Origin of the sequence: Streptomyces sp. NBC_00258 (genome assembly GCF_036182465.1) — a bacterium.
Taxonomy (GTDB): Bacteria; Actinomycetota; Actinomycetes; order Streptomycetales; family Streptomycetaceae; genus Streptomyces.
Map to the genome: position 1 here is coordinate 6,834,065 of NZ_CP108081.1, position 26,501 is coordinate 6,860,565.

Here is a 26,501-nt window from a genome sequence, read left to right on the forward strand (position 1 = left end):
CACCTTTGGTTCGTCAAACGAACGCTCCCGCACCACTTGGTGTCGGGGGCGTTCGCATGTTCGGGGGCCTATTCGGCGAGTCAGTCCCTCCCGATAGGCTGGCAGGATGACGCGAGCCGAGCAGCCAACGGCCCACAACCCGGCCCCCGACGACGCCCTGGTCGCAGATTCACGGGAGCGCGCCGTCCGGGCGCTGCTGCGTGTGCCGCAACTGAGGCGCCTGTGGAGCGCCCAGCTGGTGGGCGGCATCGGCGATGCCCTCGCGCTGCTCGTGCTGGTCCTGCTCGCCCTCCAGGCGGCGGTGTCCGACGGCTCCTTCGGAGGCGGCTACCGCGGAGTGGCCCTCGCAGTGTCGGCGGTCTTCGGCGCGCGGATTCTCGCCACACTGCTCTTCGGGGCGGTCCTGCTCGGCCCGCTCACCTCCCTCACCTCCCAGGAGGGGCCGCTCGACCGCCGCTGGACCATGGTCGGCGCGGACGGTGTGCGGGCCGTGCTGCTGATCATCGCCCCCCTGTGGATCGACTGGACGCCGGAGAACGCGCTGGCGGTACTCCTGGTGACGGCCTTCGTGATCGGGGTCGCCGAGCGCTTCTGGATGGTGTGCCGCGAGAGCGCGGCGCCCGCGCTGCTGCCCGCGCCGCCGCTGGAGGGCGCGACGGTACGCCCGCTGCCGGACCACATGGAGGCGCTGCGGCGCCTGTCGCTGCGTACGGGATTCGTGGCGGTGCCCCTCGCGGCGGCCACGCTCCTTGTCGCCGCGCTCGTCAACAACCTGCTGGGCGCCGGGCTCGAATGGTTCGCGCAGCACCAGGCCGCGCTCGCCTCGTACGTCTCCGCGGGCCTGTTCGCCGCGTCCCTGTCGGTGCTCACCTTCCTCGAACTGCCCGACGCGCGAACCCCGCGCGCGCGGTCGCCGCTCGAAGGGCTGCGCCGCCCCAAGACGGGCACCGGCATCGACAAGGGCCGTACCGGGGCCATCCCGCTCCTGGTGCTCGCCTGCGCGGCCGTCGCCGGGGCGGTCGCCGCGGCCGTCGCCGTCTCCGTGCTGCACGCCAAGGACCTGGGCGGCGGGCCGGTGACGTACGGGCTGCTGGTGCTCGCGCTGACCGGCGGTGTCGTGTTCGGCATCCGTACGGCCGCCAAGCTGCTGCCCTCCCTGTCGCGGCGCCGGCTGCTCACGCTGGCGATCGCCTTCACGGGGATCGCGCTGCTCGCCGCGGGCCTCGTCCCGGACGTCACCACGGTCATCCTGATCGTCGCTCTGGCGGGAGTCGGCGCGGGCGTCGCCGCCAACACCGGGCACGCCCTCCTCGACCAGGAGGCCGAGGAGTACCGGCGGACGCGTACGACGGAACACCTGCACGCGGTCGTACGGGTCTCCGTGGCCCTGGGCGCGCTGGTGGCCCCCGTGGTGGCCGGCGCCATCGGACGGCACCGCCTGGAGACCGGCAAGTTCGTGTTCGCGCACGGCGGCGCGGCCTTCACGCTGATGCTGGTCGGCGCGCTGCTGCTGCCGGTCGCCGCCCTGGTGCTGGCCAAGGCCGACGACCGCTCCGGAGTTCCGCTGCGGCACGACCTGCTGGACGCGCTGCGCGGCGGGGACGACCCCGTGCAGGCGAACGCCGCGAAGGGCTTCTTCATCGCCCTGGAGGGCGGCGACGGGGCCGGGAAGTCGACCCAGGCCGAGGCGATCGCGGAGTGGATCCGCGCCAAGGGGCACGAGGTCGTGGTGACGCGCGAGCCGGGTGCCACGCCCGTCGGGAAGCGGCTGCGGTCGATCCTGCTGGACGTGTCGTCCGCCGGTCTCTCGCACCGCGCGGAGGCGCTGCTGTACGCCGCCGACCGCGCCGAGCACGTGGACACCGTCGTGCGGCCCGCCCTGGAGAGGGGCGCGGTGGTCGTCTCCGACCGCTACATCGACTCGTCCGTGGCGTACCAGGGGGCCGGGCGTGACCTGTCCCCGACCGAGATCGCCCGTATCAACCGGTGGGCGACCGACGGGCTGGTGCCTCATCTGACCGTGCTGCTCGACGTGCCGCCGGAGACCGCCCGTGAGCGGTTCACCGAGGCGCCGGACCGGCTGGAGTCGGAGCCCGCCGAGTTCCACGCGCGCGTGCGGTCCGGTTTCCTGACGCTCGCGGCCGCCGACCCGGCGCGCTATCTGGTCGTCGACGCCGGGCAGGAGCCCGAGGCCGTCACGACCGTGATCCGGCATCGGCTGGATGTGGTGCTCCCGCTCTCCGAGGCCGAGATCAAGGCCAAGGAGGAGGCCCGCAAGGCGGCCGAGGAAGAGGCCCGTCGGCGTGCCGAGGAGGAGGCCGCCCGCAAGGCCGAGGAGGAGCGGCTCGAGCGCGAGCGCCAGGAGCAGCTCGCCCGGCTGCGCGCCGAGGAAGAGGAGCGCAAGCAGCGCGAGCTCGAGGAGGCCCAGCGGCGCGAGGCCGAGCGGCAGGCCGAGGAGGCCCGGCAGCGCGCCGAGGCGGCACGCGTGCGTGCCGAGGAGGAACGGGTGCGGCAGCTCGCCGAGGAGAAGGCCCGCGCGGCCGAGGAGGCGCGCCGGCGCAAGCAGGCCGAGGAGGAGGCGCGGCTTCGTGCCGAGGCCGAGGAGCGGCGCCTGGAGAAGCAGCGGAAGGCCGAGGAGGCGTTGCTCCGGGCCGAGCAGGCTCGGCGGGCGGCGGAGGCGTCCAGCGCGGCTGCGGCTACCGCGGCGGCTGCGAGTAAGGCGGCCGATGCTGCGGATTCCGGTGCCGGAGCGACCGGTTCCGGCTCGGCCGCTGCGCATGACCACGAGACGACGGTGCCGACGCCCGTCGTGACACCCACGAACGCGTCCGGAGGGCCGGCCGACGAGACGGCGGTGCTTCCTCCGGTGCCGCCTCGCGAGGCCGGGCCCGACGACGACGAGACGACCGTGCTGCCGCGGCCTCCGGCACCGCAGGGAGCGGCGGACGAGACCGCTGTGCTGCCGCCGGTGAGGCCGGATTCCGCCGCCGACGAGACGGCCGTGCTGCCTCCGGTCGGGCAGGGTTCCGCCGCGGACGAGACGGCTGTCCTTCCTCCCGTACGGGAGGACCGTGGAAGCGGCGAGCAGGGGAGTGGCCCGGCGGACCGGGTACCCCCGGGGTACTTCCGTGACGAGCGGCCCGGGAGCGAAGGCACCGACGCCCGCACGCGCGAGCTGCCCCAGGTCGACGAGGACGGCACGCCTCGGCGGCGTCCCCGTTCGGACTGGGCGGAGGAGACTCCGCTGGACGACCTCCCGACCCTGGCGGACGAACTGCTCGGTCCCCGTGACGACGACGAGCCGGACGAGGGGCGGGGGCGCCGGCGGCGCTGACGGCAGCTCGGGGCCTGTGGCCCGGCGCGGGCGTCGGCGGTGATGCCGCCTGCGCGGTGGGTGTCGGATGCGCCTTGTGCGGTGGGCGCCGGCGGTGAGCGCGTGGGCCGTGCGGACCGCGTTGTCAGTCCCCTCCCGCACAATGGGACGCGCAAGGCACCGGTGCGACGGAAGGGCGGCATCCCATGACCGTGTGGGACGACCTGGTGGGCCAGGAGAAGGTGAGCGTGCAACTCGACGCCGCCGCCCGGGACGCCGACGCCCAGGTCACGGCGGTGGCGGACCACACCCCGGTGTCCGAGGCGTCGAAGATGACGCACGCCTGGCTCTTCACGGGGCCGCCGGGCTCGGGCCGTTCCACCGCGGCGCGCGCCTTCGCCGCGGCCCTCCAGTGTGTGAGCCCCGACCGGGCACTCGGCGGATCCCCCGGCTGCGGGTTCTGCGACGGCTGCCACACGAGCCTGATCGGCACCCACGCCGATGTGCAGATCATCCGCACCGACCTCCTCTCCATCGGCGTGAAGGAGACCCGCGATCTCGTACGCCGGGCCCAGATGTCCCCGGCGGGCCGCCGCTGGCAGGTCATCATCGTCGAAGACGCCGACCGCCTCACGGAGGGCGCGGGCAACGTCCTTCTGAAGGCCATCGAGGAGCCCGCCCCCCGCACGGTCTGGCTCCTGTGCGCGCCCTCCATCGAGGACGTGCTGCCCACCATCCGCTCCCGCTGCCGTCACCTCACGCTCCGGACGCCCCCCGTGGCCGCGGTCGCCGACGTCCTCGTACGCCGCGACGGCATCGAGCCGGACGTGGCGGCGGCCGTGGCCCGCGCCACCCAGGGGCACATCGGGCGGGCCCGCCGCCTCGCCACGGACAAGCGCGCCCGCGAGCGGCGTGCCGCCGTCCTCAAACTGCCCCTCCGTGTCGACGACGTGGGTGCCTGCCTCAAGGCGGCCCAGGAGCTGATCGACGCGGCCTCCGAGGACGCCAAGCAGGTCGCCGAGGAGACCGACGTCAAGGAGACCGAGGACATGAAGGCGGCGCTCGGAGCGTCCCAGGGCGGCCGGATGCCTCGCGGCACCGCGGGCGTGATGAAGGAGCTGGAGGACAAGCAGAAGCGCCGCAAGACGCGTACGCAGCGCGACAGCCTGGACCTGGCCCTGATCGACCTCACGGCCTTCTACCGTGACGTACTGGCCCTCCAGTTCGGCACCGACCTCGCCCTCGCCAACACGGAGATGCGGGACACCCTGGACCGGCTGGCCCGCGGCTCGTCCCCCGAGACCACCCTGCGCCGGATAGAGGCGATCGCCGCCTGCCGTGAGGCCCTCGACCGGAATGTGGCACCGCTGCTGGCGGTGGAGGCGATGACGATGGCGCTGCGGGCTGGCTGACACCGCGCGCCTCGCGTCCCGCCGCGGCATCCTGTGGTGCTGCGTGCTGCGTGCTGCGTGCCGCCCGCCGCCCGCCCTGTCCTGTCCCGTCTCGTCCCGCTCGGAGTTGACGGCGTCACTCGTACGAGGTCCGGTTGACGGCTCTGAGTGACCGAGTCGTCGCGCAGGGTTACGCTCGCTCGATGTACACCAGGCGCCAGCCCAGGTCACCCCGGGCCAACCGATCCCTTCGCGCGTGCGGCACGCTGCTCGCCGTCGCCGGACTGCTCGTCTCCGCCTGCTCCGCGGGGAGTTCGACGAGCTCAGCGAGCCCGGCCGGGGCGGCGGCCGCGCTGCGTGCGCTGCCCGAGTCCACCCCCTCGGCGCTGGCTTCGTACTACGGCCAGCGGCCGGCCTGGCGTTCCTGCGGTGTCCCCGGCTTCGAGTGCACCACGCTGAAGGCCCCCCTCGACTACGCCGAGCCGGCCAAGGGCGACGTCCGGCTGGCCGTCTCCCGCAAGAAGGCCACGGGCCCGGGCAAACGGCTCGGTTCGCTGCTGGTCAACCCGGGCGGGCCGGGCGGTTCGGCGGTCGGCTACCTCCAGGCGTACGCCGGAATCGGGTATCCGGCGAAGGTCCGCGCCCGCTACGACATGGTCGCGGTCGATCCGCGCGGCGTCGCCCGCAGCGAGCCCGTCGAATGCCTCACCGGGCGCGAGATGGACGCGTACACGCAGACGGACACCACCCCCGACAACGCGCGCGAGACCGGTGAACTGGTCGATGCCTTCAAGGAGTTCGCGGAGGGCTGCGGGCGGCGCTCGGGGAACCTGCTGCGCCATGTGTCCACGGTCGAGACGGCCCGTGACATGGACCTCGTGCGCGCGGCGCTGGGCGACGAGAAACTGACGTACGTGGGTGCCTCGTACGGCACGTTTCTCGGGGCGACGTACGCGGGCCTGTATCCGGAGCGCGTCGGCCGGCTCGTCCTGGACGGCGCGCTGGACCCGTCGCTGCCCGCGCGGAAGACGAACCAGGACCAGACGGCCGGCTTCGAGACGGCGTTCCAGTCCTTCGCCAAGGACTGCGTGCACGAGTCGGACTGCCCGCTGGGCGGCGCGGGCACGACGACGGAGCAGGTCGGCAAGAACCTGAAGGCCTTCTTCCGGCAGCTGGACGGCGCCCCCATCGAGACGGGCGACGCGGACGGCCGCAAGCTCGGCGAGGCGCTGGCCACGACAGGCGTCATCGCCGCGATGTACGACGAAGGGTCCTGGCCCCAACTGCGCGACGCCCTCGACATGGCCATGAAGGACAAGGACGGCGCGGGGCTGCTCGCGCTCTCCGACAGCTACTACGAGCGCGACTCCGACGGCAAGTACGAGAACCTGATGTTCGCCAACGCGGCGGTCAACTGTCTGGACCTGCCGGCCGCCTTCTCCTCCCCCGAGGAGGTGAAGGCGGCGCTCCCCTCCTTCGAGCAGGCCTCACCGGTCTTCGGCGAGACCCTCGCCTGGGCCTCCCTGAACTGCGCGTACTGGCCCGTGAAGGCCACCGGCGAAGCCCACAGCATCGAGGCGCGGGGCGCCGCACCCATCGTCGTCGTCGGCACCGTCCGTGACCCCGCGACCCCCTACCGCTGGGCCCAGGCCCTCGCCGCCCAGCTCTCCTCCGGCACCCTCCTCACCTACGACGGCGACGGCCACACGGCCTATGGGCGGGGCAGCGCCTGCATCGATTCCGCGATCAACAACTACCTCCTCGAAGGCACCCCTCCGAAGGACGGAAAGCGCTGCTCAGGGGCGTGATCACGCGGTCTGCCGGGGGTGCTCCCGAGGCCTGTACGGAGCACCCCCCGAAACTGTGTAGACTTACGCACGTTGCCGATCGCACCATAGTTCTGCAGCGCGCCGCCTTAGCTCAGATGGCCAGAGCAACGCACTCGTAATGCGTAGGTCTCGGGTTCGAATCCCGAAGGCGGCTCTGTAGAAGCCTCAGGACTCACTCGCCGTGACCTGGGGCTTTTGCTTTTGGCGGGGGTGGCGGTGGCGGTGGCGGTGAGTGTGACTCTGCCGCCGGGTTCGGCTGGTCCCGGGTTCCTCCGGCGCGGATGATCGCGTCCGGCGTGGAAGCGATCATGCCTCGCAACTGCCGCATAACAATCATGAGTTCCGGCTTCTGCCTGCGAACGGTGGGCCCCGTTGCCTATGGTGCGCGGAGCCCCTTCGCCCATGTGTTCGCAAAGGATGCCGCCATGTCTGACTCTGCACGACGCGAGGACGTCCTGGCTCAGGTTCGTTCGTGACGTCCGGTACGGCGTCCGGTACGGCAGCGCTGCAGGAACGCCGGTACCGGATCCTGGTCACCGGCTACGCGATCTCCTCGTACGGCACCTTCCTCAACGTCGTTGCGCTCAGCCTGTACGTGTATGCGGTCACCGACCGGGCGCTGGCCGTTGGTGTGTTCATGGCCGTGCGGCTCGCCGCGGGGTTCGTCGCGGGCCTCGCCGCGGCGGCGGTCCTGGCCCGCTGGACCGCGAAGGGCGTCATGTTCTGGGCCAACGTGGCCCAGGCGGCGGCGCTGCTCCTGCTGGTGCTGGCGCCCGACGGATTCCGTACGGGCACGCTGTTCGCCGTCTCCGCGGTGGTCGGGGCCTCGGGCACGCTGTTCATGGTCACGCTGCGCAGTTCCATCCCGGACATGGTCGGCGAGGGGCGGCACACCTGGGCCAACTCGCTGATGGTCAGCGGGCGTTCGATGGCGATGGTGGCCGGGTTCGCGTCGTCGGGCGTGGTGGTGTCGCTGCTCGGCTACACCGCGGCCTTCCTGGTGGACATGGCCACCTTCCTGGTCTGTGCCCTGACCGTCCTGCTCCTCCCGATGTCCATGAGCCCGGCGCGCAGCGACGACGAGAGCGGTGACGAGAAGGACGGCCAGAGCAGCCAAGGAGAAGAGAGCGACGGCGGGCAGGACCGCGAGGCCCGTCGGCGTCGGGTGCCTGCCGCGCTCGTGGCGCTCGGTGCGGTTCCGGTGCTCGGGCTGATGGTGGCGCTGCGTGGTATCGACGCGCTCGGGTCCTCCTCGCACAACGCGGCGCTGCCCGTGTACTCCACCGAACTCGACGCCGACAACCCGGCCGTGTTCGTCAGCGTCTTCTGGTGTGTCTGGGCGCTCGGCAACGTCCTTGTCCAGCAGGTACTGCAGAGATACACCAAGCGGACTGGACGCTCGGTCGGTGCCCTGGGCTTCGGGCTCGGCACCATCGCCATGTCGGGCACCTTCATCCTGGCCTTCGCCGGGCTTCCCTGGGCCGCGACGGTGGTGGTCGCGCTGCTGGCCGGTGCGGCCGACGGGCTGACCGAGGTGTCGTACACCTCGCATCTGCAGACCCTGCCGAGCCCACTGCGCACCCACGCCTTCGGGCTCTCCGCGACGGTGGAGAACCTCGGTTTCGGCGTCGGCATGATCGTGGTCGCCGCGGCCCTCGACGTCTTCACGCCGCTGTCGGTCGTCGGCGTCGCGCACGGTGCCGCCATCGTCCTCGCCCTGGTGTACGTGGCCCGGGTGCTGCGGGGACGCGGAGCGCAGGAAGCGCAGGAAGCCGTGCCGGGGAGCGAGGAGCGGGAGGGGAAGAAGAGAAAGGGGGAGAGCGGTGCAGGACCCGCGCGTGGCGGTCATCGGGATGGCGCTGAGGTTTCCGGGGGCTGACACACCCGAGGAGTACTGGCACGACATCCGGTCCGGCGTGTCCCACGTACGGCCCTTCACGGACGCCGAGTTCGCCGCCGCGGGCCTGCCCGAGGAGCTCTACCGGGACCCGGACTTCACCGGGGCGAGCGCGCTGCTGCACGGCATCGACGGCTTCGACGCCGGGTTCTTCGGGATGAGCGGGCGGGAGGCCACCCTCACCGACCCCCAGCAGCGGCTGTTCCTGGAGTGCGCCCATCACGCGCTGGAGGACGGTGGCTACGCCGGCAGCGAGGGGGGTGGAAGCGGCCGGTCCGGGGGCGTACGGATCGGGGTCTACGCCAGCGTCGGCTATCGGCTCTACTCGCTGCACAGCTATCTGGCCTCCAACATCGGTGAGTCGAGCCGCGGCGACGACTGGACCACGGTGAAGCAGATCCAGGTCGGCAACTACCCGGACTTCACCGCCAACAGGGCCGCGTTCCGGCTCGGACTCGACGGGCCGGCGGTGAATGTCGCGACCGCCTGTTCCAGCGGGCTCGTCTCGGTCCATCTGGCCTGTCAGGCGCTGCTCGCGGGCGACGCGGACCTCATGTTGGCGGGATCGGCCGCCCTGCATCTGCCGCAGGTCACCGGGCACCGCCATGTGAAGGGCTCGACGATCTCCAGGAGCGGTGCGGTAAGGGCCTTCGACGCCGCGGCGGACGGCACGGTCGGCGGCAACGGGGTGGCCGCCGTACTCCTCAAACCGCTGGCGAACGCGCTCGCCGACGGCGACACCGTGCACGCCGTCATCCTGGGCTCCGCGGTCACCAACGACGGTGCGGGCAAGGCGGGTTTCGCCGCTCCGGGTGTCGCGGGCCAGCGCGACGCGGTGCTCGGGGCGTTGGACCGCGCGGGTGTCGGGGCCGAGACGATCGGCTATCTGGAGGCGCACGGCACCGGCACCTACAAGGGCGATCCGATCGAATTCGCCGCGCTCAGCGAAGCGTTCCGGCGGCACACGGACCGCAGGGGCTTCTGCGCGCTCGGGTCCACCAAGCCCGCCATCGGGCACCTGGACAGCGCGGCAGGGCTCGCGGGGCTGGTCAAGGCGATCCTGGTGCTGCGGCACGGCATCGTCCCGCCGCTGGTGAACCTGACCCGGCCCAACCCTCAACTGGGGGTCGAGGACAGCCCGTTCACGCTCCCTCGGCGTGCCGTGCCGTGGCCGTTGGCGGGTGATGGGCCGCGGAGAGCGGGGGTGCACTCCATCGGGATGGGAGGCACCAACGCCCATGTGATCCTGGAAGAGGCCCCGACTGCCCCCGTTGGTACGGCCCGGGGCGACGGCGCCCCAGCGCCCGCACTCCTGCCGCTCTCGGCGCACAGCCACGAAGCCCTGGAGGAGTACGCACGTTCCTTCCACGACGCCCTGGTGCGGCGCCCGGACATGGCACCGGCCGATCTCCTCACGACGGCCGCGCTCGGGCGCCGCCACCTGCGCCACCGGCTGGTCGTCACCGCACCCGCTGTCACCCCGGCTGCTGCCCCACCCGTCGAAGGCCCGGCCGACAAGGTTGTCGACAACCTTGTCGGCGGGCTCGTCCACGGCCTCGACGCCTTCCTGGCGGATCCGGGGCGTCCCGCGCCTGCCACCGCCGCGTACCACACCGGAACCGTGGACACCCCGACCCCGGTCGCACCCGCGTACGTCTTCAGCGGGCAGGGCGGTGGCCGGCCCGGAATGGCCGGGGCCTTCGCCACCCGCTTCCCCGTGGTGGCCGACGTCCTGGAGCGGTGCGCCCGCATCCACCAGGAGGAGACCGGGGAACCGGACTTCCTCGACCGGATCGTCGGCGGTGAGGGCCCGGAGCGGTGGGACACCGACTTCGCCCAGCCGGCGCTGTTCGCCCTGCAAGTGGCGCAAGCCCGGCTCTGGCAGGAGTTCGGTGTGCGACCGTCGGCCGTCGCCGGGCACAGCGTCGGCGAGTACGCGGCTCTGTGCGTCGCGGGAGCCCTGTCGCCGGAGGACGGCATGCGGCTCGTCTGCCGCAGGGGCCGGCTCATGCAGGACACCGAACCCGGCGCGATGCTGGCCGTGTTCGCCCCGCCGGAGCACGTACGGCGGTTGCTCGGGGACATCGACGCGACGCGGTACGGGCGTCTCGAACTGGCGGTGTCCAACGGTCCCGCGCACCACGTCGTCGCCGGTCCACCGGCCGCGGTCGAGGCGGCCCGGGCCTGGCTGGCCGAGCACGATGTGGCAGGCGAGCCGCTCCCCGTCGACCGTGCCTTCCACACGGCGCTGCTCGACCCGATGCTCGACGAACTGCGCGCCGCCGCGGACAAGGCCGAACTCCGGCCCGTACAGGTGGAGTTCGTGAGTGGACTGGACGGTACGGCGTATCCCGTGGGCTGGCTGCCCGACGCCGACCACCTCGTACGGCAGGCGCGGCACACCGCGGACTTCCATGCCGTGCTGCGCACGCTCGCGCCCAGGGCCGTCCTGGTCGAACTGGGGCCCGGTGCGCCGCTGACCGGCATGGCCCGCCGTGCCGTGCCGGAAACCCTCTGCGTGCCGACGCAGGGCCGCGGCGCCGACACCGACGGTCTGTGGACGGCGGTCGCCCGACTGCACTGTGCCGGGGTGGACCTCGACTGGGCGGCGCTCCTGGACGGCTGCGGGGGACGCCGGATTCCGCTGCCCCTCTACCCGTTCCAGCACCGGTCGTACTGGACCGGCCCGCCACCGCACCCCGGTCCGGGAACGGACCGATTACCTGCAGAGGAAGGTTCCGTGGAGGACGGCATGACCGAACAGGCAGTACTCGTACGGGTACGGGAGCTCACGGCCCGGCATCTCGGCTACCGTGCCGACGAGCTCGGCGCCGGGCAGACGTTCGTCGGCCTCGGTGCGGACTCGCTGCAACTCATCGGGTTGCTGCGGCAGTTGGAGAGCGAGTTCGGCGTGCGGACGTCCGTCCGGGAGATCCTTGAGGAGGCGGGCACTCCGGAACTCACGGCCCGTCTGATCGCCGCGCGAGCGGGGCGGCAGGCTCCGCGGCCGGAGGCCGGGCCGGCCGGCGCCGACACGGAACCCGCGCCTGCCCCGGCGGCCCCCGCGGCTGCTCCTGCCTCTGGGCTTGCCTCAGGGGCGGCCCTTGCCGTAGGGCCCGCGCTCGCGCCTGCGGCCGTGCCTGCCCCACTGGCGGTGCCTACCCCAGCGCCCGCGACGGCGACGGCCCCGGCACCCGTGAACCCGGCGGCGCCCGTCGGCCCCGCACACGCAGGCCCGGAGTACGCGCTCCGCTCCGAGGTCGCCGAACTCCGCCGGCAGATCGATCTGCTCGCCGAGACGCAGGCGGCCATGCTGACCCAGCTCTCCGAGGCGATAGCCCTGCTCGGCGCCGAGCGTGCCCGATGAGCGCGACGGCGGCGGACCGGGCCGCGGAACTCTCCCGGAAACTGACGGCACAACTCGCGGCGGCCAAACGACACACGGCGGCGGCGCCCCCCGGACCCGCCTCGCCCCCTGCTCCCACCGCCGGCCCCACCTCCGTACCCGGGATCCCGGAACCCACCCTCCACGGCCCCCGTGTAACCCTCCCCGAAGGCTCCGGCATGGTCGGCGACGGTGCCGGTGCCGGTGCCGACGACGGTCAGCGGGCCCACGCCGTCGAGCTCGGGCGCAGGCTGGCCGAACGGACCCGTACCTCCAAGGAGTTGGCCCAGCGGCAGCGTGCCGTGCTCGCCGACAGCCGGGCCGTCGTCGGGTTCCGGCGCTCCACGAAGGAGACGCTGTACCCGCTCGCGGCGCGCTCGGCCGGGGGTGCGCGCCTGACCGACGTGGACGGCAACGAGTACACCGACATCACCATGGGCTTCGGCGCCCTGCTGCTCGGCCATGAGCCGGAGGTCGTCACCGAGGCCGTACGGGAGCACCTCGCCCAGGGCCTGCGCTTCGGCCCCCGGCCGGTCGAGGCCGGTGAAGTCGCCGAGCTGCTCGCCGACTTGTCGGGCATGGAGCGTGTGGCGTTCGCGGGCTCCGGCACCGAGGCCAACTCCGCCGCCGTCCGGCTCGCCCGCGCCGCCACCGGCCGCGACCGCGTCGTCATGTTCCGCGGTTCGTACCACGGCCACATCGACTCCGTGCTCGGCCGCCCGGGACCGGACGGCGTTCGCGCCGTACCCGTCTCGCACGGCATCCCGCACAGCGCCGTCTCCGAGCTGATCGTCCTCGAATACGGCAGCCAGGAAGCCCTCGACACCGTCGACGCGCTCGGCGACACCATCGCGGCGGTCCTCGTCGAGCCCGTCCAGTGCCGCAACCCCGCCCTGCGCCCGGTCGCGTTCCTGAGGGAACTGCGTGACCTCACGCGGCGCCGCGGCATCGTGCTCCTCTTCGACGAGATGCTCACCGGCCTGCGCCCCCATCCGCGCGGCGCCCAGCACCACTTCGGCGTCGTCCCGGACCTCGCCACCTACGGCAAGGCGCTCGGCAGCGGCTTCCCGATCGGCGCGATCGCGGGCCGCGCCGACATCCTGGACGGGGTCGACGGCGGCTTCTGGCGGTACGGCGACGACAGCCGCCCGGAGACCGAGACCACCTTCTTCGGCGGTACGTACATGCAGCACCCGCTGTCCATGGCGGCGGCCAAGGCGGTCCTCACCCATCTCGCCGCCGAGGGCCCCGCCCTCCAGGAACGGCTCAACGCCCGCACCGACGCCCTGGCCGAAGGCTTGAACGAGTTCTTCAGGGCCGAGGAATTCCCCCTGGAACTCAGCCACTTCGGGTCCATGTTCCGGTTCACGCACCGGGCCGACATGGAACTGCTCTACCAGCACCTGCTGTTGCGCGGAATCTACGTGTGGGAGTGGCGCAGTTTCTATCTGTCCACCGCCCACACCGACGCGGACGTCGAGCGTGTCTCGGACGCCGTGAAGGACTCCCTGCGAGCCCTGCGCGAGGGCGGCTTCTTCCCCACGACCCGCCCGAGCCCCAGCACGAACCCCAGCCAGAGCCCCGGCCTGCGTCAGCAGTCGCAGTCGCAGTCGGGGCCGAAGGCGACGCGCCCCCGCCCGGCCGCCGATTTCGGCGTGTACTTCTTCGGCGACTACCCGGATGCCGACACGGACGGCGCCGCGGACGGCCGGCCGAGCGCACCCCGCCCCTCCGACGCCTACGACCGCATCGTGGAGACGGCCCGCTTCGCCGACGAGCGGGGCTTCAGTTCCCTCTGGGTGCCTGAGCGGCACTTCCACTCCTTCGGCGGTCTCTTCCCCAACCCGTCCGTGCTCGCGGCCGCGCTGGCCCGGGAGACCGGCCGGATCCGGCTGAACGCGGGTTCCGTCGTACTGCCGCTGCACGACCCCGTCCGGATCGCCGAGGAGTGGTCGGTCGTCGACAACCTCTCCGGCGGCCGGGTCGGCATCGGCTGCGCCACCGGCTGGCACGCGCAGGACTTCGCCCTCCACCCGGACCGCTTCGCCCGCCGCAAGGAGATCGGCTTCGCCCACCTCGACGACGTACGGACGCTGTGGGGCGGCGGCACGCTGTCGCGGCGGACCGGGGACGGCGGGGAGACCGCGGTACGTATCCACCCGCGCCCCGTGCAGGACATGCCGCCCATGTTCCTCGCCACCTCGGGACGGCGGGAGTCGTACGAGGAGGCGGCGCGGCGCGGTCTGGGCATCGTCACCAACCTGATGAACCAGACCGTCGCCGAACTCGCCGAGAACATCGGCCACTACCGCAAGGCCCGCGAGCAGCACGGCCTCGACCCCGACACCGGCCGGGTGACCGTGCTCCTGCACACCTACCTCGGCGACGACCACACGACGGCGCGCGCCCAGGCGCTGGAGCCGATGACCCGCTACCTGCGCTCCTCGCTGCAGATGCGCTCCGCCGCGAGCACGCTGGGCGGCGATCCGCGGGACGTGGCCACGGCGAGCGAGGAGGACCTGGAGTACCTCTTCCGCCGGGCCTACGACGGGTACTGCGACGAGCGGGCCCTGATCGGTACACCGGAGACCTGCGCGCCCGTGGTGGACGCGCTGTACGAGGCGGGCGTCGACGAGATCGCCGCGCTCGTCGACTTCGGCATGCCCGCCGACCTGATGCGCTCCGGGCTCGAACACCTCGACGTGCTGCGCGAGCGCCACCAGGGCGCGGCGGGGGCCGTGGCGGACAGTCCCGGCGCCGATGTCTCCGCGCCCGCGACCGACGCCCAGCGCCGGGTCTGGCTCGCCTCCCAACTGATCGGCGACCCGGCCGCGTACAACGAGATCCAGGCGGTCCGGCTGCGCGGCCCGCTGGACGGGGAGGCGCTGGCCGACGCGGTCGACGGGCTGGTCGAGCGGCACGCGGGCCTGCGGACCGTGTTCCGCCCGGGCGGCGGCGACGAGACCGTACTGCAGGTCGTACGGCACGGGATGCGCGTTCCGCTCCAAGTGACCGATGCCAGAAGCCAGTCGACCGATTCCCAGGCGCCGGAGCCCGACGAGGCCGTCGCGGCGGTGCTGCGGGAGGAGAGCTCGCGGCCGTACGACCTTGCCGAGGGGCCGCTGTTCACCCCACGGCTCCTGACGCTCGCCGACGACGACCATGTACTCGTGCTCGGTCTGCATCACATCGTCACCGACGCGCACTCGGCCGGAATCCTCGCGGGCGACCTGGAGGAGTTCTACAAGGCCGCGGTCGAGGGCCGTCCCGCGCGGTTCGAGGCGCCCGCGGGCACGACGGTCGGCGCCGCCGAACCCGGCCGGGACCCTGCCGACCTGGAGTGGTGGCGGCGGAACCTCGACCCGCTGCCACCGGTGCCCGCGCTGCCCACCCGACGCCCACGCGGCCGTCGCGTGGCAGGCAGCGGGGCGGCCGCCGAGATCCGCCTCGACGGAGTTCGCACGGCGGCACTGCAGGAATGGAGCGGGCGACAGGGCGTCACGCTCTTCGCCACGCTCCTCACCGCCTGGCAGCTGGTGCTGCGCGAGCGCTCGGGCCAGGACGAGTTCGTCGTGGGATCGACCTTCGGGCGGCGCACCCCGGAGACCGCCGGCACGGTGGGATTCCATGTCGCGCTCCTTCCGCTGCGGGCCACACTGACGGAGTCGACACCGCTGACCGACGCCGTACGGGCCACCCGGGACGCGCTGTTCACGGCGGACGCCCATCAACACGTCGACCTGGACGCGCTCCTCGCCGCCGTCAACCCCGACCCCGGCAACCCGCGCCCGCTGATCACCGTCTCGGCGGACCTGGACACCGCTCCGCTGGCCGGGATCCGGCTGCCGGGGCTGTACGCCGAAGCGATCGACGGCGGTTCCGAATCGGCGCCGCTGGAGATGGGGTTGATGGCCGTCCGTACGGGTTCGGGGCTGCGGCTGCGCATCCGCTACGACGCCGATCTCTTCGACGCGGCGACGGTACGGGACTGTCTGGGCGATCTCGACCGGATCCTGGGTGCCATGGTGTCGGGCGACGCGGTGCTCGTACGGGACACCGCCGTGCGGCCGGAGCCCGTGGACGTCATGCCGACAACCGCGACCGCGACCGTGTCCGCCTCCGCCTCATCGGCGCCCTCCGTCCTGGAGACGCTCCGTACCGTCTGGAAGTCGGTCCTCGACGTCGACGACGTGGCCGACGACTCCAACTTCTTCGATCTCAGCGGCAATTCGATCGCGGCGATCAGGCTAGTCAACCGCGTACGCGACGCGCTGCACGTGGACATAAGCCTCGCGGACTTCTTCGCGGACGCGACCTTGGGCGCGATGGCACGTCAACTCGGCGTCGAGGGCCCCCAGGAGCCCGCCAACGCCTCCGCGACCGAAGCCGAACCCGAAGCCGTGGCCGAAGTGGCTCCGCCCGCCCTTTCCGACGACGCCCAGGTCATCGACCGAGCCCCCGCGAGCGACCAGCAGAACCGGATGATCGCGGGTCACTACGCCGTTCCCCAGGCGCAGGTCTGGAACGTGCCGACCAGGATCCGCTTCCGGGGCGCCCTGGACCCGGACGCCCTGCGCTCCGCCCTCGCCGAACTGATCGAGCGCCACCACTCGTTGCGTACCCGCTTCGTGCGGGACGGAGACGGAGACGGGGGCGGGGGTGGAGGCGGCGAAGGAGTCTGGTGGCAGGAGGTGGTCGCCGCGCCGCCGCTGCGGCTGCAGATCGACGACCTCACCCGCCTCGAACCCGGGAAGCGTGCCGCCCGCGTCGACAAGGTGTGCCGCGCGATGGCCGCGGTGCCCGTCGACCTCACCCGTCCGACGCTGCCCCGGCTGAGGCTGCTGCGGGTCGAGCCCGACGAGTGGGTGCTGATGTTCGTCATGCACCACATCTGCGCCGACGGCTGGGCCCACTCCGTGCTCCTGGCGGAGCTGGCCGCGCTCTACACGGCGGCCGCGGCCGGTACCGCGCACGCACTCGACGCGCCCCCGGCCCAGGCCACGCACTACGCCCGCCGTCAGCTGGAGTCGAAGGACCCGTCGGCCGAGGACCGGCGGGCCGCACACTGCGCCGACTACCTGGAGGGGGTGCCGTGCCGGCTCGACACCCCGACCGACCGCCCCAGGCCCGAGCGGCTGAGCGGCGACGGCGGCACGGCGCGCGGGGCCGCCTCCGGCGAACTCCGTGCCGCGATGGAGAAGTTGGCGGCGGACCGGCATGTGACGCCGTTCGCGGTGGCGGCCGCCGCACTCGGCATCCACCTCGCCCGGCTCTCCGGGGAGCGGGACGTCCTGCTCAGCGTCCCGTACGCCAACCGCGAGGACCTGGACTGCGAGTCGCTCGTGTCGGTGGTCTCCACGGCCGTCCTCGTCCGGGTGCGGATCGACCCGGCCGAGACCGTCGCCGAGCTGGTGACCCGTACCGGTGCGGGCGCCCTCGGAATCATGGCGAACGTGCTGCCCACCGCCCGCATCCTCCAGGCGATGCGCGACGCGGGCGCGACCGAGGTCCCCGACCGGGTGCCGAACGGCCTCGCCTTCCAGAACTACGCCGACTCCGACATCGAGATCCCCGGCCTCGACGTCGAGGTGGAGGACGTGGCCCCGCCGGTCGCCCGGGCCGAGCTGGTCTTCGGTCTCGCGCCGCGTCGCGATCCGGGCCTCGGCTACCGGACCTTCCTGGAGTATTCGGCCGATCTCTGGGATCGGGAATCGGCCGAAGACCTGCTCGCCGAGTACGTCTCGATGATCGGAGACTTGTGCGCGCAGCCCGACCGCCCGGTCGCCGCACTGCTCGACACGCACACAACGCCCCGGAAGGCGGACGCCGAATGACCCTGGCCACCGACCCCAGCCACACCGAGGACCTGCTCGCCTTCCTCCAGGGCAGCTCCTCGCCCTACCACGCCGTGTCCCAGGCCGCGCGCCGCCTGGAGAAGGCGGGCTTCACGGAGCTGAGCGAGACCGAGGAGTGGACGGGGCGCAGCGGCGGCTGTTTCGTCGCCCGGGGTGGTGCGCTCATCGCCTGGTACGTCCCCGAGGGCGCGCCCGCCCACACCCCCTTCCGGATCGTCGGCGCGCACACCGACTCGCCCAACCTGCGGGTCAAGCCGAGGCCCGACACCGGTTCCGCGGGGTGGCGGCAGGTCGCCGTGGAGATCTACGGAGGCGTTCCGCTCAACACGTGGCTCGACCGCGATCTGGGCATCTCGGGGCGTCTCACGCTGCGCGACGGCAGCTCCACTCTCGTCAAGGTCGACGAACCGCTGTTCCGCGTACCGCAGTTGGCCATCCATCTCGACCGCTCGGTCAACGAGTCCATGGCCCTGGACCGCCAGCGCCAGACCCAGCCGATCTGGTCCCTGGGCAGACCGGAACAGGGCGCGCTGCTGCGCCGGATCGCGTACGAGGCGGATCTGGAACCCACGGAGATCCTCGGCTGGGACCTGATGCTGCACGACATCCAGGCACCCGGACACCTGGGCGCGGAACGCGAGTTCCTGGTGTCGTCGCGCCTGGACAACCTGGTGTCCGTGCACGCGGGAGTCACCGCGCTGACGGCGGCGACCGAAGCCTGGCCGCAGGACGCCGGAGCCGAGTCGTTCCGGGTTCCGGTGCTCGCCGCCTTCGACCACGAAGAGGTGGGCAGCGGCTCCGAGACCGGTGCCCAGAGCCCGCTCCTGGAGCGCGTCCTGAACCGCTCGGTGGGCGCCCGCGGCGGCAGCGGCGAGGACTGGTCGCGGGCCCTCGCGGGCGCTCTCTGCGTCTCGGCCGACATGTCCCACGCGGTCCACCCCAACTACAGCGAGCGGCACGACCCGGACAACCACCCGCTGCCCAACGGCGGACCCGTGGTGAAGGTCAACGTCAACCAGCGGTACGCCACCGACGGCACAGGCCTCGCCGCGTTCGCCGCCGCGTGCGAGCGGGCCGGGGTGCCGTTGCAGCGGTTCGTGTCCAACAACGCCATGCCCTGCGGTACTTCGATCGGGCCCATCACCGCGGCCCGCCTGGGCGTGACGACGGTCGACGTGGGCGTGCCCGGCCTGTCCATGCACTCCGCACGGGAACTCGTCGGGGCCAGGGACCCCGGCTATCTGGCACAGGCGCTCGCCGAATTCGTCACGACGAGCTGAGAGCGGGGCCGTCCGCAAGAGGCCGGAAGCCGCGCGCGGACATCAGGCATCGGACATCAGGCACCGAACACCAGGCACCGAACACCAGGCATGGAGAGTGACAGAACGTTGTCGGCAAAGACCTTCGCCCTCAAGGGCGCCGACCCGCAGGACGCCTCGTTGCGCGTGCTGATCGTTCCGCACGCCGGCGCCGGGGCGGCGAGCGGCCAGGGCTTCGCGGAGCACGCTCCGGCCGACTGGCTGGTGGCCACGGCCCGGCTGCCCGGCAGGGAGACGCGTATCCGGGAGAGCGTTCCGGACATGCCCGGTCTGGTCGAAGACGTCGTGGCCACGGCTCGTGCGCTGCCCGGCACCGCCCCGTTGGTCGTCGTCGGGGTGTGCTTCGGGGCGATCGTCGGCCTGGAAGCCGTGCGCGCACTGCAGCGGGACGACAGCGTCCGCGTCGCCGGCATGGTGGCCGTCTCGCAGTGGGCGGTGACCGAGAAGCCGGACCCCGAGCGCCGGTTGCTGCGCGACACGGACGCCACCGACGACGTACTGGCGATCCTCGACGGGTTCGGCGGAGTCCCGGAACGGCTTGCCGCCAACGAGCAGATGCTCGAACTGGTGCTGCCGACGATCGTGGCGGACATCCGTGCCGTCGAGGACTACTCGTCGGGCCCCGACCCCCTTCTCCGGTGCCCGCTCCTCACCGTGTTCGGGGACGAGGACCCGCTGTGCCCCGACGAACGGACCGCCGACTGGGCCCTGTTCAGCGAGAACACCCGCAGTGTCTGGCTGCCGGGCGGACACATGCTGCTCACGGAGAGTCCCGCCCTGGTGGTGGACGCCCTCGTCGGCAATCTCGACCAGTTCGCGGCAGAACAGTCCTGACTCCCGCACCGGACCGACCGATCCCGCACCCGGACCGACCGAGGTTGACCTCCATGACGACCGTCCAGGCCTCCGCCGACCACCCGTCGGCCGATACGGACCACCGGCTCGACGCACTCCTGCTCGAACGGTGGGAGCGCGATCCCGCCCTCCCCGCGATCGTCTCCGGCGACACCGTCGTCACCGTGGGCGAGTTGAGGGAACGGGTCCTGCGGACCGCCGCGGCCCTTCGCGCGCACGGCGTACGGGCCGGCGACCGCGTCGTGATCCATCACGAGCGCTCCGTCGAGTTCGTGGTGGCCGTGCTGGGCGCGATGTTCGCGGGCGCCGCCCACGCGGCACTCGGCGTGGACGACCCGCCGCGGCGGATCCTGCGGGCCGTCCAGGACTGCGAGCCCCGGGCCGTGCTCACCGACTCCGCGCTGCGCGACCGCTTTTCGGACGTGCCGGGCCTGTCGGACCTGATCGTCCTGACGGACGAGGAGTGCGCCACGTACCCGCCGACACCCGAACCGGTACGGGGGAATGCGTCGGCGGACGACCCCGTCGCCGTCATCTACACGTCCGGGTCCACGGGCCGCCCCAAGGCCTCGCTGATCAGCCACCGCGCTCTCGTCTCACGGATCACGGCCCTGCAGACCACGCACCGCATGGACGAGCGCGACCGGATGATGCACCACACGGTGTGCACGTTCGACATGTATCTCGGCGAGCTGTACTGGCCGTTGCTCGCCGGCGCCACCGTCGTCGTCGCGGCCCCGGGCCGCCATCGCGACGCGGACCATCTCGCGGCGCTGATACGCGACCAGGGGGTCACGACGGTCTACTTCGGCGTGTCCCAGCTCGAACTCTTCCTGCTGACCCGCGATCCCGCCGAGCGGTACGACGGGCTGCGGCAGGTGCTCACCGGCGGCGAGCCGCTCGGTCCCGACCTGGTCAAGCGCTTCCACTCGCGCTCCACCGCGTCGCTCACCAATATCTACGGGCCCAGCGAGTGCACGATCTACAGCACGGCCTGGCTGTGCCCGCGCGATCCCGACCTCGACACCGTGCTCATCGGTCCCGCCATCCAGGACACCGAGCTGTGGATCCTCGACCAGAACGGCGCTCCGGTCCCCGACGGGGAGCCCGGCGAGCTCTACATCGGCGGCGCCGGCGTCGCCCTCGGCTATCTGAACCGGCCCGAACTCACCGCCGAGCGCTTCCTCGGCGCCGAGCGCTTTCCCGACGCCCCCGCGGTGAGCCCGGACAGCCGCCTCTACCGTTCCGGCGACCTGGTCAGGGCGCGGTCCGACGGCGCGCTGGAGTTCCTGGGCCGGGCCGACCGGCAGGTGAAGATCAGGGGCATCCGCATCGAGCCCGGCGAGATCGAGGAGACCGCCAAGCGCTGTACGGGGGTCCGGCAGGCGGCGGTAGTCGCGCACGGCTCGGGTGCCGAGAAGCGTCTCGCCGCGTTCGTGGTGCCCGAGAAGGGTGTGGCACCGGGCAGCCTGCCGTCGTCCGTACGCGAGGCTCTGCGGATCTGGCTCCCGCCGTACATGGTGCCGTCGGCCATCGAGGTGGCGGACGAACTGCCGCTGACGCCGAACGGCAAGCTCGACCGCCGTCTCCTGGAGACCTGGGCGGCGAAGCGGTCGGCCGAATCCACGCCCGCGCGGCCCGTACACCGTGCGCCCGCCGAAGCGGCTGCGGACGCGGGAGCCGACATGGACGCGCATCCGGATGTGGAGAGCGTCGTCTCCGAGGTGTGGTGCGAGGTCCTCCAGGTCTCCGCCGTCGGCCGGGACGACGACTTCTTCGACCTGGGCGGGGATTCCTTCAAGGTGCTGCGCGTCGTCGAGACCCTCCGGGAACGGCTGCGGACGGACATCCCCCTGGCGGCGCTGCTGCTGGAGCCGACAGCGGCCGAGTTCAGCGCGGAACTGCGCCGCATCATGTCTCTCGGACCCACGGACTGAACCCGGGAGTTCCGGGGAGTCCATGGAGCCCCGGGAGCGCGATACGGGGGCCCGGAACTTCCGGGCCCCCGCGTCTGGTTCGTACCGAGCTGCTACGGCGCGTCCACCACCGTGCCGTCGAGCACCGGCCCCTCCACCTGCTCGCCGTCCTCCTTCCAGAGGGACAGCTGGATCCGCAGCGACTCCTCCGGCTCGCTCACGCCGTCCGCGACGACGGGAACGGTCACGTCGGTGCTCAGCTCGCCCTGGGGGATGGCGAGGGGCAGATAGAGCCCTTCCAGTGAGGACAGCGGCCGGGAGGGGGCCGGTGACTCACCGGTGGTCTCGTCGAGCCAGGCCGGGTCGACGTCGGTGGTGGACAGTTCGGCGCCGTCGACCGGCGCGAACGCGGAGTCGATCCAGATCTCCGTGTCGGCGACCGCGGACTGGGTGATCCGCCACTTCAGGCTCTGGCCCTCGGTGACCCGGTTCGGGACCGGCGTCACGCTGAACGTGGGCATCGGGTCGTCGTCCTTCACGGTCACGCCGCCGAGGTGGTTGCCGACCACCGTGTCGTGGACGGCCTTGGCGAACACGTTGTACGCCGTGCCGTAGCTGTAGCGGGTGTTGCCGGGCACGTCGACAGGGACGTCGATGCCTTCGCCGCCGGGGCGCACCGTCACCACCCGGGACGTGGTCTCACGCGTCTCGGGGTCCGAGACGAAGAGCCGGATCTGGCCACTGCCCTGCCCGGAGAGCCGTACCGGCACCTGGTAGGTCCTGACCCCGGAGTCGCCCTCGTCGGCGGTCAGCCGGCCGATGTCGACGCGCGGCAGCGAGACCGGCCGTACGTCCGCCATGCCGGGGCGCCAGCCCCAGGCGTCGATCAGCCACGCCTTTCCGGATCCGCTGCGAGGAGTCAGTTCGAGGGACTTCACCTTCTTCAGGTCCAGCCCGGCCGCGGTCGCGGCGGTCAGCGGGACGCGTACCTCCTGGCCCCAGTACGAGGTCGTCCGCTCGGTGCCCGGGAGTCCGTCGAGGCGGAGGCCGCCGAGCGTCGCCCGTCGGCCCGCGGTGTCGGTGAGGGACACGTCCATGCGGGTGCCGGTGGTGTTCGGGGGCACGATGACCCGCAGGGCCAGCGACTTGGCTCCGGTCACGGAGACCGGTTGCGCGGGCTGTACCCGTACCGGGGAACCCGGCGCCGACCAGTCGAGCGCCACGGCGTTACGGCCCTGCTCCCGGTCGGTCTCCCAGCCGGCGAAGTGCGGTGACGCGCCGGGCTCGTCGGGGTTGAGGCAGCTCGTCGCCGGGTCGGGGTCGACCTGCTCGCACAGCCTGCCGCCGTCCACCTTCACCGAGGGGTCCGGCAGGAACGCGCCGGCGCGACGGGCACCGACGGCGTGGGTGAGGACGCGGGCGGGACCCGCGGACTCCGCGCGTACGCCGGAGCCGTCCAGCAGCGGCCGGACCCGGTCGTCGCCCGCGACGAACGCCCGGGCGGCGGCGGCTGTGTAGGTGGAGCCGGCGGCCTGCTGCTGCTTGGCGGTCAGGCGCGTCGCGGCGCCCGGCGTGCACACCGCGTCCGGCGACTCCTCGTCGTCCCAGAAGTCGTCGTTGGCGGGCGCCTCGGCCTGGCCCGGCGTCCACTCGGTGTTGAAGTAGTTGTGGTTGGCGCCGACCATGTAGACCGCGCTGTGCAGGGCGGCACCACGGCTGACACCGCGTGTCCCGTCCACGAAGATCTCACCCTGCAGATCGGACACGTCGCCGTCGCAGCCGGGCAGGATCGTCATCGACGGCACCTCGGGAGCGGGGTTCTGCCCGAAGATGGTGGGGCCGATGAGGACGGTCCCCCGTATCTTCCAGCGCACCGGACCCCGGTAGCCGTCCCGGTCGGCGGGAGGCTTCGAGAGGCTGTCCATCGCGGCCCGGTTCACGCCCTCGCCGCCCCGCGAGTGACCGACCAGGAGTACGCGCGACAGGTCGGCCCGCGCCGACTTCCGTACGATCGCCGGTGCCGAAGTCCGTCCGGCGCCCGACCAGTTGGCCCAGCGGGCGAGATGCTGCCGCACGAGGGACGAGCGGGCCTGCGCTCCGCCGTCCTCCGCCGCGAAGTCCTGCCCGTTGACGCCGTTGGCGGATATGGACACCGTCACATAGCCCTGGGACGCCAGCAGCTTCTGGTCGTGCAGATAGCCGCGGTGACTCGGTACCGGCTTCGAGTCGGTGGGGCAGGGCCAGTCGCCGACGAACTCGCCCTCCGGGCCCCCGGTGTAGCAGGTGGGGTGCCGGCCGTGCAGGAAGAGGGCCAGCGGGCGCTTGCCCTGGGCTCCGGCCGGTGCGACCACGGCCGCGCGCATCTCCACCGGTTCGGGGAAGTCGGGCAGCTTCACGGACTTCAGCTCGTACTCGCCGCTGACCGTGCGGTACGGGCCGGGGACGCCGGGGTCCACGGGGTTGGCGGGCGGCAGGGCCGACGGCTTCACCGGCGCCTTGGAGCGTCGCCGTTGCGAGTCGGCCTCGATGCCGGCCTCGTCGAGGCGGCGGCCGGCTGCCCGTACCTGGAGGTCCTTCGCCGGCCCGGGTTCCACGCCCTGGAGGGCCAGGCTGAACGTGTGCCCGTCCTTGGCGGCGAGGGGCCGGCCCAGCAGCCGGTCGCCGGAGTAGAACTCGACGGCGGCGTCTCCCATGGGCACCGGTGTGGCCGAGCGCCAGGTCAGGTGCTGACCGGATCTCGTTCCGGTGATCTGCCAGCCCGCCGGCAGTCTGCCGTCGGGGTCGGCCGAGGCCGCGGGCGGTGCGGGTTCGGCGGCCGGCCGGGCCTGCGCCACTCCTTGCGACCCCACCACCACCCCCAACAACGCGGCGGCGGCGACCAATGTGCGCCGGGCATGGATCAACGTCCTTCTCCTCCTGTTGGCTCCGCGCCCGGGCACCTCAGTTGCCCCAGGTGTCCCGGGCATCTCTCTCGTCCCTGAGAAGAAGATGAGAATCGAGGCCACAGGGTTGCTCGGAATGGACGTCCGGTCGAGGCAAGCGTGTGCCTCAAGTGGAGCCCGGAGAAGTGGAGTTGGCCCGGCGCGGGGCCGTCAGGCAGGCCCTAGGAGCCGAGCGTCGCCAGGGCCGGGCCGAAGGCGATGAGCAGCGGGATGAGCGGGGCCAGGGCGGCGGCCGTCGTCGTACCGCGGCGGTGGGTCCGGGGCAGGCGGGGCGGCGGGTCCAGGAGGCGTTCCACCCGCTGGTGGAGCAGGGGGCGGGGAGTGGCGCAGGACAGGACGCCCCGGTGCTGGTTCAGCTCGATCAGCGCGAGGGCCGTGGTGAGGTGACCGCAGCTCCGGGAGGCCGTGTCGTCGGCGGAGAGCTCGACCAGGCGATGGGTCTGGTCGCGGAAGTGGGTGAAGAGCGGGATGCCGGGGAAGCCGGAGGCCAGCGCCTGGGAGAGGTGCAGGAGCCAGTCGTGGCGGGCCCGGGCGTGACCCAGCTCGTGGGCCTGGATGGCGTCCAGCTGGTGGTCGGTGAGGCGCTGCAGGGCGCCCGTGGTGACGACGAGCTGGGGCGGGCTGCCCGGCATCCACCAGGCGTCCGGGTACTCGTCCTCCAGCACGAGGAGCGGGCCGCGGGAGTCGCTGAGCCCGGCCGGCAGCTCGGGGGCGCGTTCGCGCAGGTGCGCGCGGCGCAGCCGGCCTCGCCTGCGGGCCTCCGTCACCTCCCGCGCGAGCATGGCCGTGGTCCAGGCGGCACCGCCGGCCAGCAGCAGCGTCAGCGCGGTGGTCCAGGGCGGGGCGGCGGCCAGGTCGTACGCCGCGGTGACCCTGGGCGGCGCGGGCGCGAAGACATGGACACGGACGGTGTGGAAGACCGCCGAGGCACTCAGCACGAGCGACGTCAGACAGCAGAGCAGCACGGTGGCGACCAGGCACTGCCACACCCACAGCGCGAGCACGGGCTCCCGGTCGGGCCAGACCGCACGGGTCAGGACACGGGGCGCCGCGACCGCGGCCGCCAGGGCGACGACCGCCATCAGGAGGAGGGAGATCGATACGGTCATGTCGCGGGGTACCTCTCGTCCGCCGGCCGTGCCGTGGTGAACGTGCCGCCCGTGGTCGCGGGGACGGCGGTGAGCCGTGCGGGGCGGACGGTCATGTCGCGGGCTCCTTCGGGAAGCGGCCGTGGACACGCTACCTGCCACCGGGGCCATGAGGGCAATGAGCGGCACGACGGCGAACCGCGAGTAACCATGGACGCATGGACGGTGGCGGCGCGGTGAGTGGCGGGTACTCCGGTACGCCGCCGGCCAAGAAGATCGGGATCAAGGCCGGGCAGCGGGTGCGGTTGCTGCACGCGCCGGGGGAGGGGTGGGCGATCCCCGGGCTGCCCGAGGGCTGCGAGGTTGCCGAAGGAGGGCCGAAGGGGGCGGACGTCACCCTGGCCTTCTACCGGGAGGCGGCCCTCCTGGCCGCCGAGGGACCCGGCCTCGTCGAGGCGCTCGCCGACTCCGCGATGCTCTGGATCGCCTGGCCGCGGAAGGCCGCCGGCCACGTCAGCGACATCACCGAGAACGGGCTGCGGGAGCTGTTCCTGCCACTGGGTGTCGTGGATGTGAAGGTCGCCGCGCTCGGGGACGACTGGTCCGGGCTGAAGTTCGTACGCCGCAGGGAGAATCGGCGTATTTGAAGAGTCCTTACCGTGAACGGCTAGCATCGCTCCTTGTTGTCGAACGAGGTCGAGTGGTGGGGGT

The 26,501-nt window shown here is 72.6% G+C and carries 12 protein-coding genes and 1 tRNA gene; 11 read left to right on the top strand and 2 right to left on the bottom strand.

Annotated features, from left to right (window positions below; all coding sequences use genetic code 11):
- Positions 1-106 precede the first annotated feature (106 nt).
- From tmk to OG718_RS30550, 10 genes are all read left to right on the top strand, one after another.
- Positions 107-3,334, top strand: coding sequence for a dTMP kinase (gene tmk, locus OG718_RS30505; protein ID WP_328845701.1), 3,228 nt, complete (start codon positions 107-109; stop codon positions 3,332-3,334).
- Positions 3,335-3,519: 185 nt separating this feature from the next.
- The gene (locus tag OG718_RS30510; protein WP_143640332.1) at positions 3,520-4,725 is read left to right on the top strand and encodes a DNA polymerase III subunit delta'; all 1,206 of its coding nucleotides are present in this window, start codon (positions 3,520-3,522) and stop codon (positions 4,723-4,725) included.
- 182 nt (positions 4,726-4,907) lie between these two features.
- Complete coding sequence (locus tag OG718_RS30515) at positions 4,908-6,512, top strand: alpha/beta hydrolase (protein WP_328845702.1); 1,605 nt, start codon at positions 4,908-4,910, stop codon at positions 6,510-6,512.
- A 101-nt stretch (positions 6,513-6,613) separates the two neighbouring features.
- Positions 6,614-6,687, top strand: a tRNA-Thr gene (locus OG718_RS30520).
- Between the two features lie 318 nt (positions 6,688-7,005).
- Positions 7,006-8,412 (top strand): MFS transporter, encoded by a 1,407-nt coding sequence (locus OG718_RS30525; RefSeq protein WP_328845703.1) that lies wholly within the window; start codon positions 7,006-7,008, stop codon positions 8,410-8,412.
- Positions 8,357-11,797 carry a type I polyketide synthase gene (locus tag OG718_RS30530; protein WP_328845704.1) on the top strand — a complete coding sequence of 1,147 codons (3,441 nt, stop codon included), beginning with the start codon at positions 8,357-8,359 and terminating at the stop codon, positions 11,795-11,797. The genes OG718_RS30525 and OG718_RS30530 overlap by 56 nt, the downstream gene beginning before the upstream one ends.
- A complete protein-coding gene (locus OG718_RS30535) occupies positions 11,794-17,649 on the top strand; it encodes a MupA/Atu3671 family FMN-dependent luciferase-like monooxygenase (RefSeq protein ID WP_328845705.1) in 5,856 nt (1,951 codons plus the stop codon). The genes OG718_RS30530 and OG718_RS30535 overlap by 4 nt, the downstream gene beginning before the upstream one ends.
- Complete coding sequence (locus OG718_RS30540; RefSeq protein ID WP_143640340.1) at positions 17,646-18,950, top strand: M18 family aminopeptidase; 1,305 nt, start codon at positions 17,646-17,648, stop codon at positions 18,948-18,950. Before OG718_RS30535 ends, OG718_RS30540 begins: the two co-directional genes overlap by 4 nt.
- Positions 18,951-19,040: 90 nt before the next feature.
- A complete protein-coding gene (locus OG718_RS30545; RefSeq protein ID WP_328845706.1) occupies positions 19,041-19,823 on the top strand; it encodes a thioesterase II family protein in 783 nt (260 codons plus the stop codon).
- Positions 19,824-19,876: 53 nt separating this feature from the next.
- On the top strand, positions 19,877-21,781 hold the full coding sequence (locus OG718_RS30550) for an amino acid adenylation domain-containing protein (RefSeq protein WP_328845707.1): 1,905 nt from the start codon (positions 19,877-19,879) through the stop codon (positions 21,779-21,781).
- Positions 21,782-21,873: 92 nt separating this feature from the next.
- Here OG718_RS30550 and OG718_RS30555 read toward each other — a convergent pair whose 3' ends face one another.
- Together OG718_RS30555 and OG718_RS30560 are read right to left on the bottom strand one after the other, a co-directional pair.
- Positions 21,874-24,663, bottom strand: coding sequence for a hypothetical protein (locus OG718_RS30555; RefSeq protein ID WP_328845708.1), 2,790 nt, complete (start codon positions 24,661-24,663; stop codon positions 21,874-21,876).
- Positions 24,664-24,863: 200 nt separating this feature from the next.
- Positions 24,864-25,811 (bottom strand): M56 family metallopeptidase, encoded by a 948-nt coding sequence (locus tag OG718_RS30560; protein ID WP_143640349.1) that lies wholly within the window; start codon positions 25,809-25,811, stop codon positions 24,864-24,866.
- A 197-nt stretch (positions 25,812-26,008) separates the two neighbouring features.
- Between OG718_RS30560 and OG718_RS30565 the strand changes: the two genes are divergently transcribed.
- Positions 26,009-26,437, top strand: a complete 429-nt coding sequence (locus OG718_RS30565) for a DUF3052 domain-containing protein (RefSeq protein ID WP_328845710.1) — start codon at positions 26,009-26,011, stop codon at positions 26,435-26,437.
- Positions 26,438-26,501 lie beyond the last annotated feature (64 nt).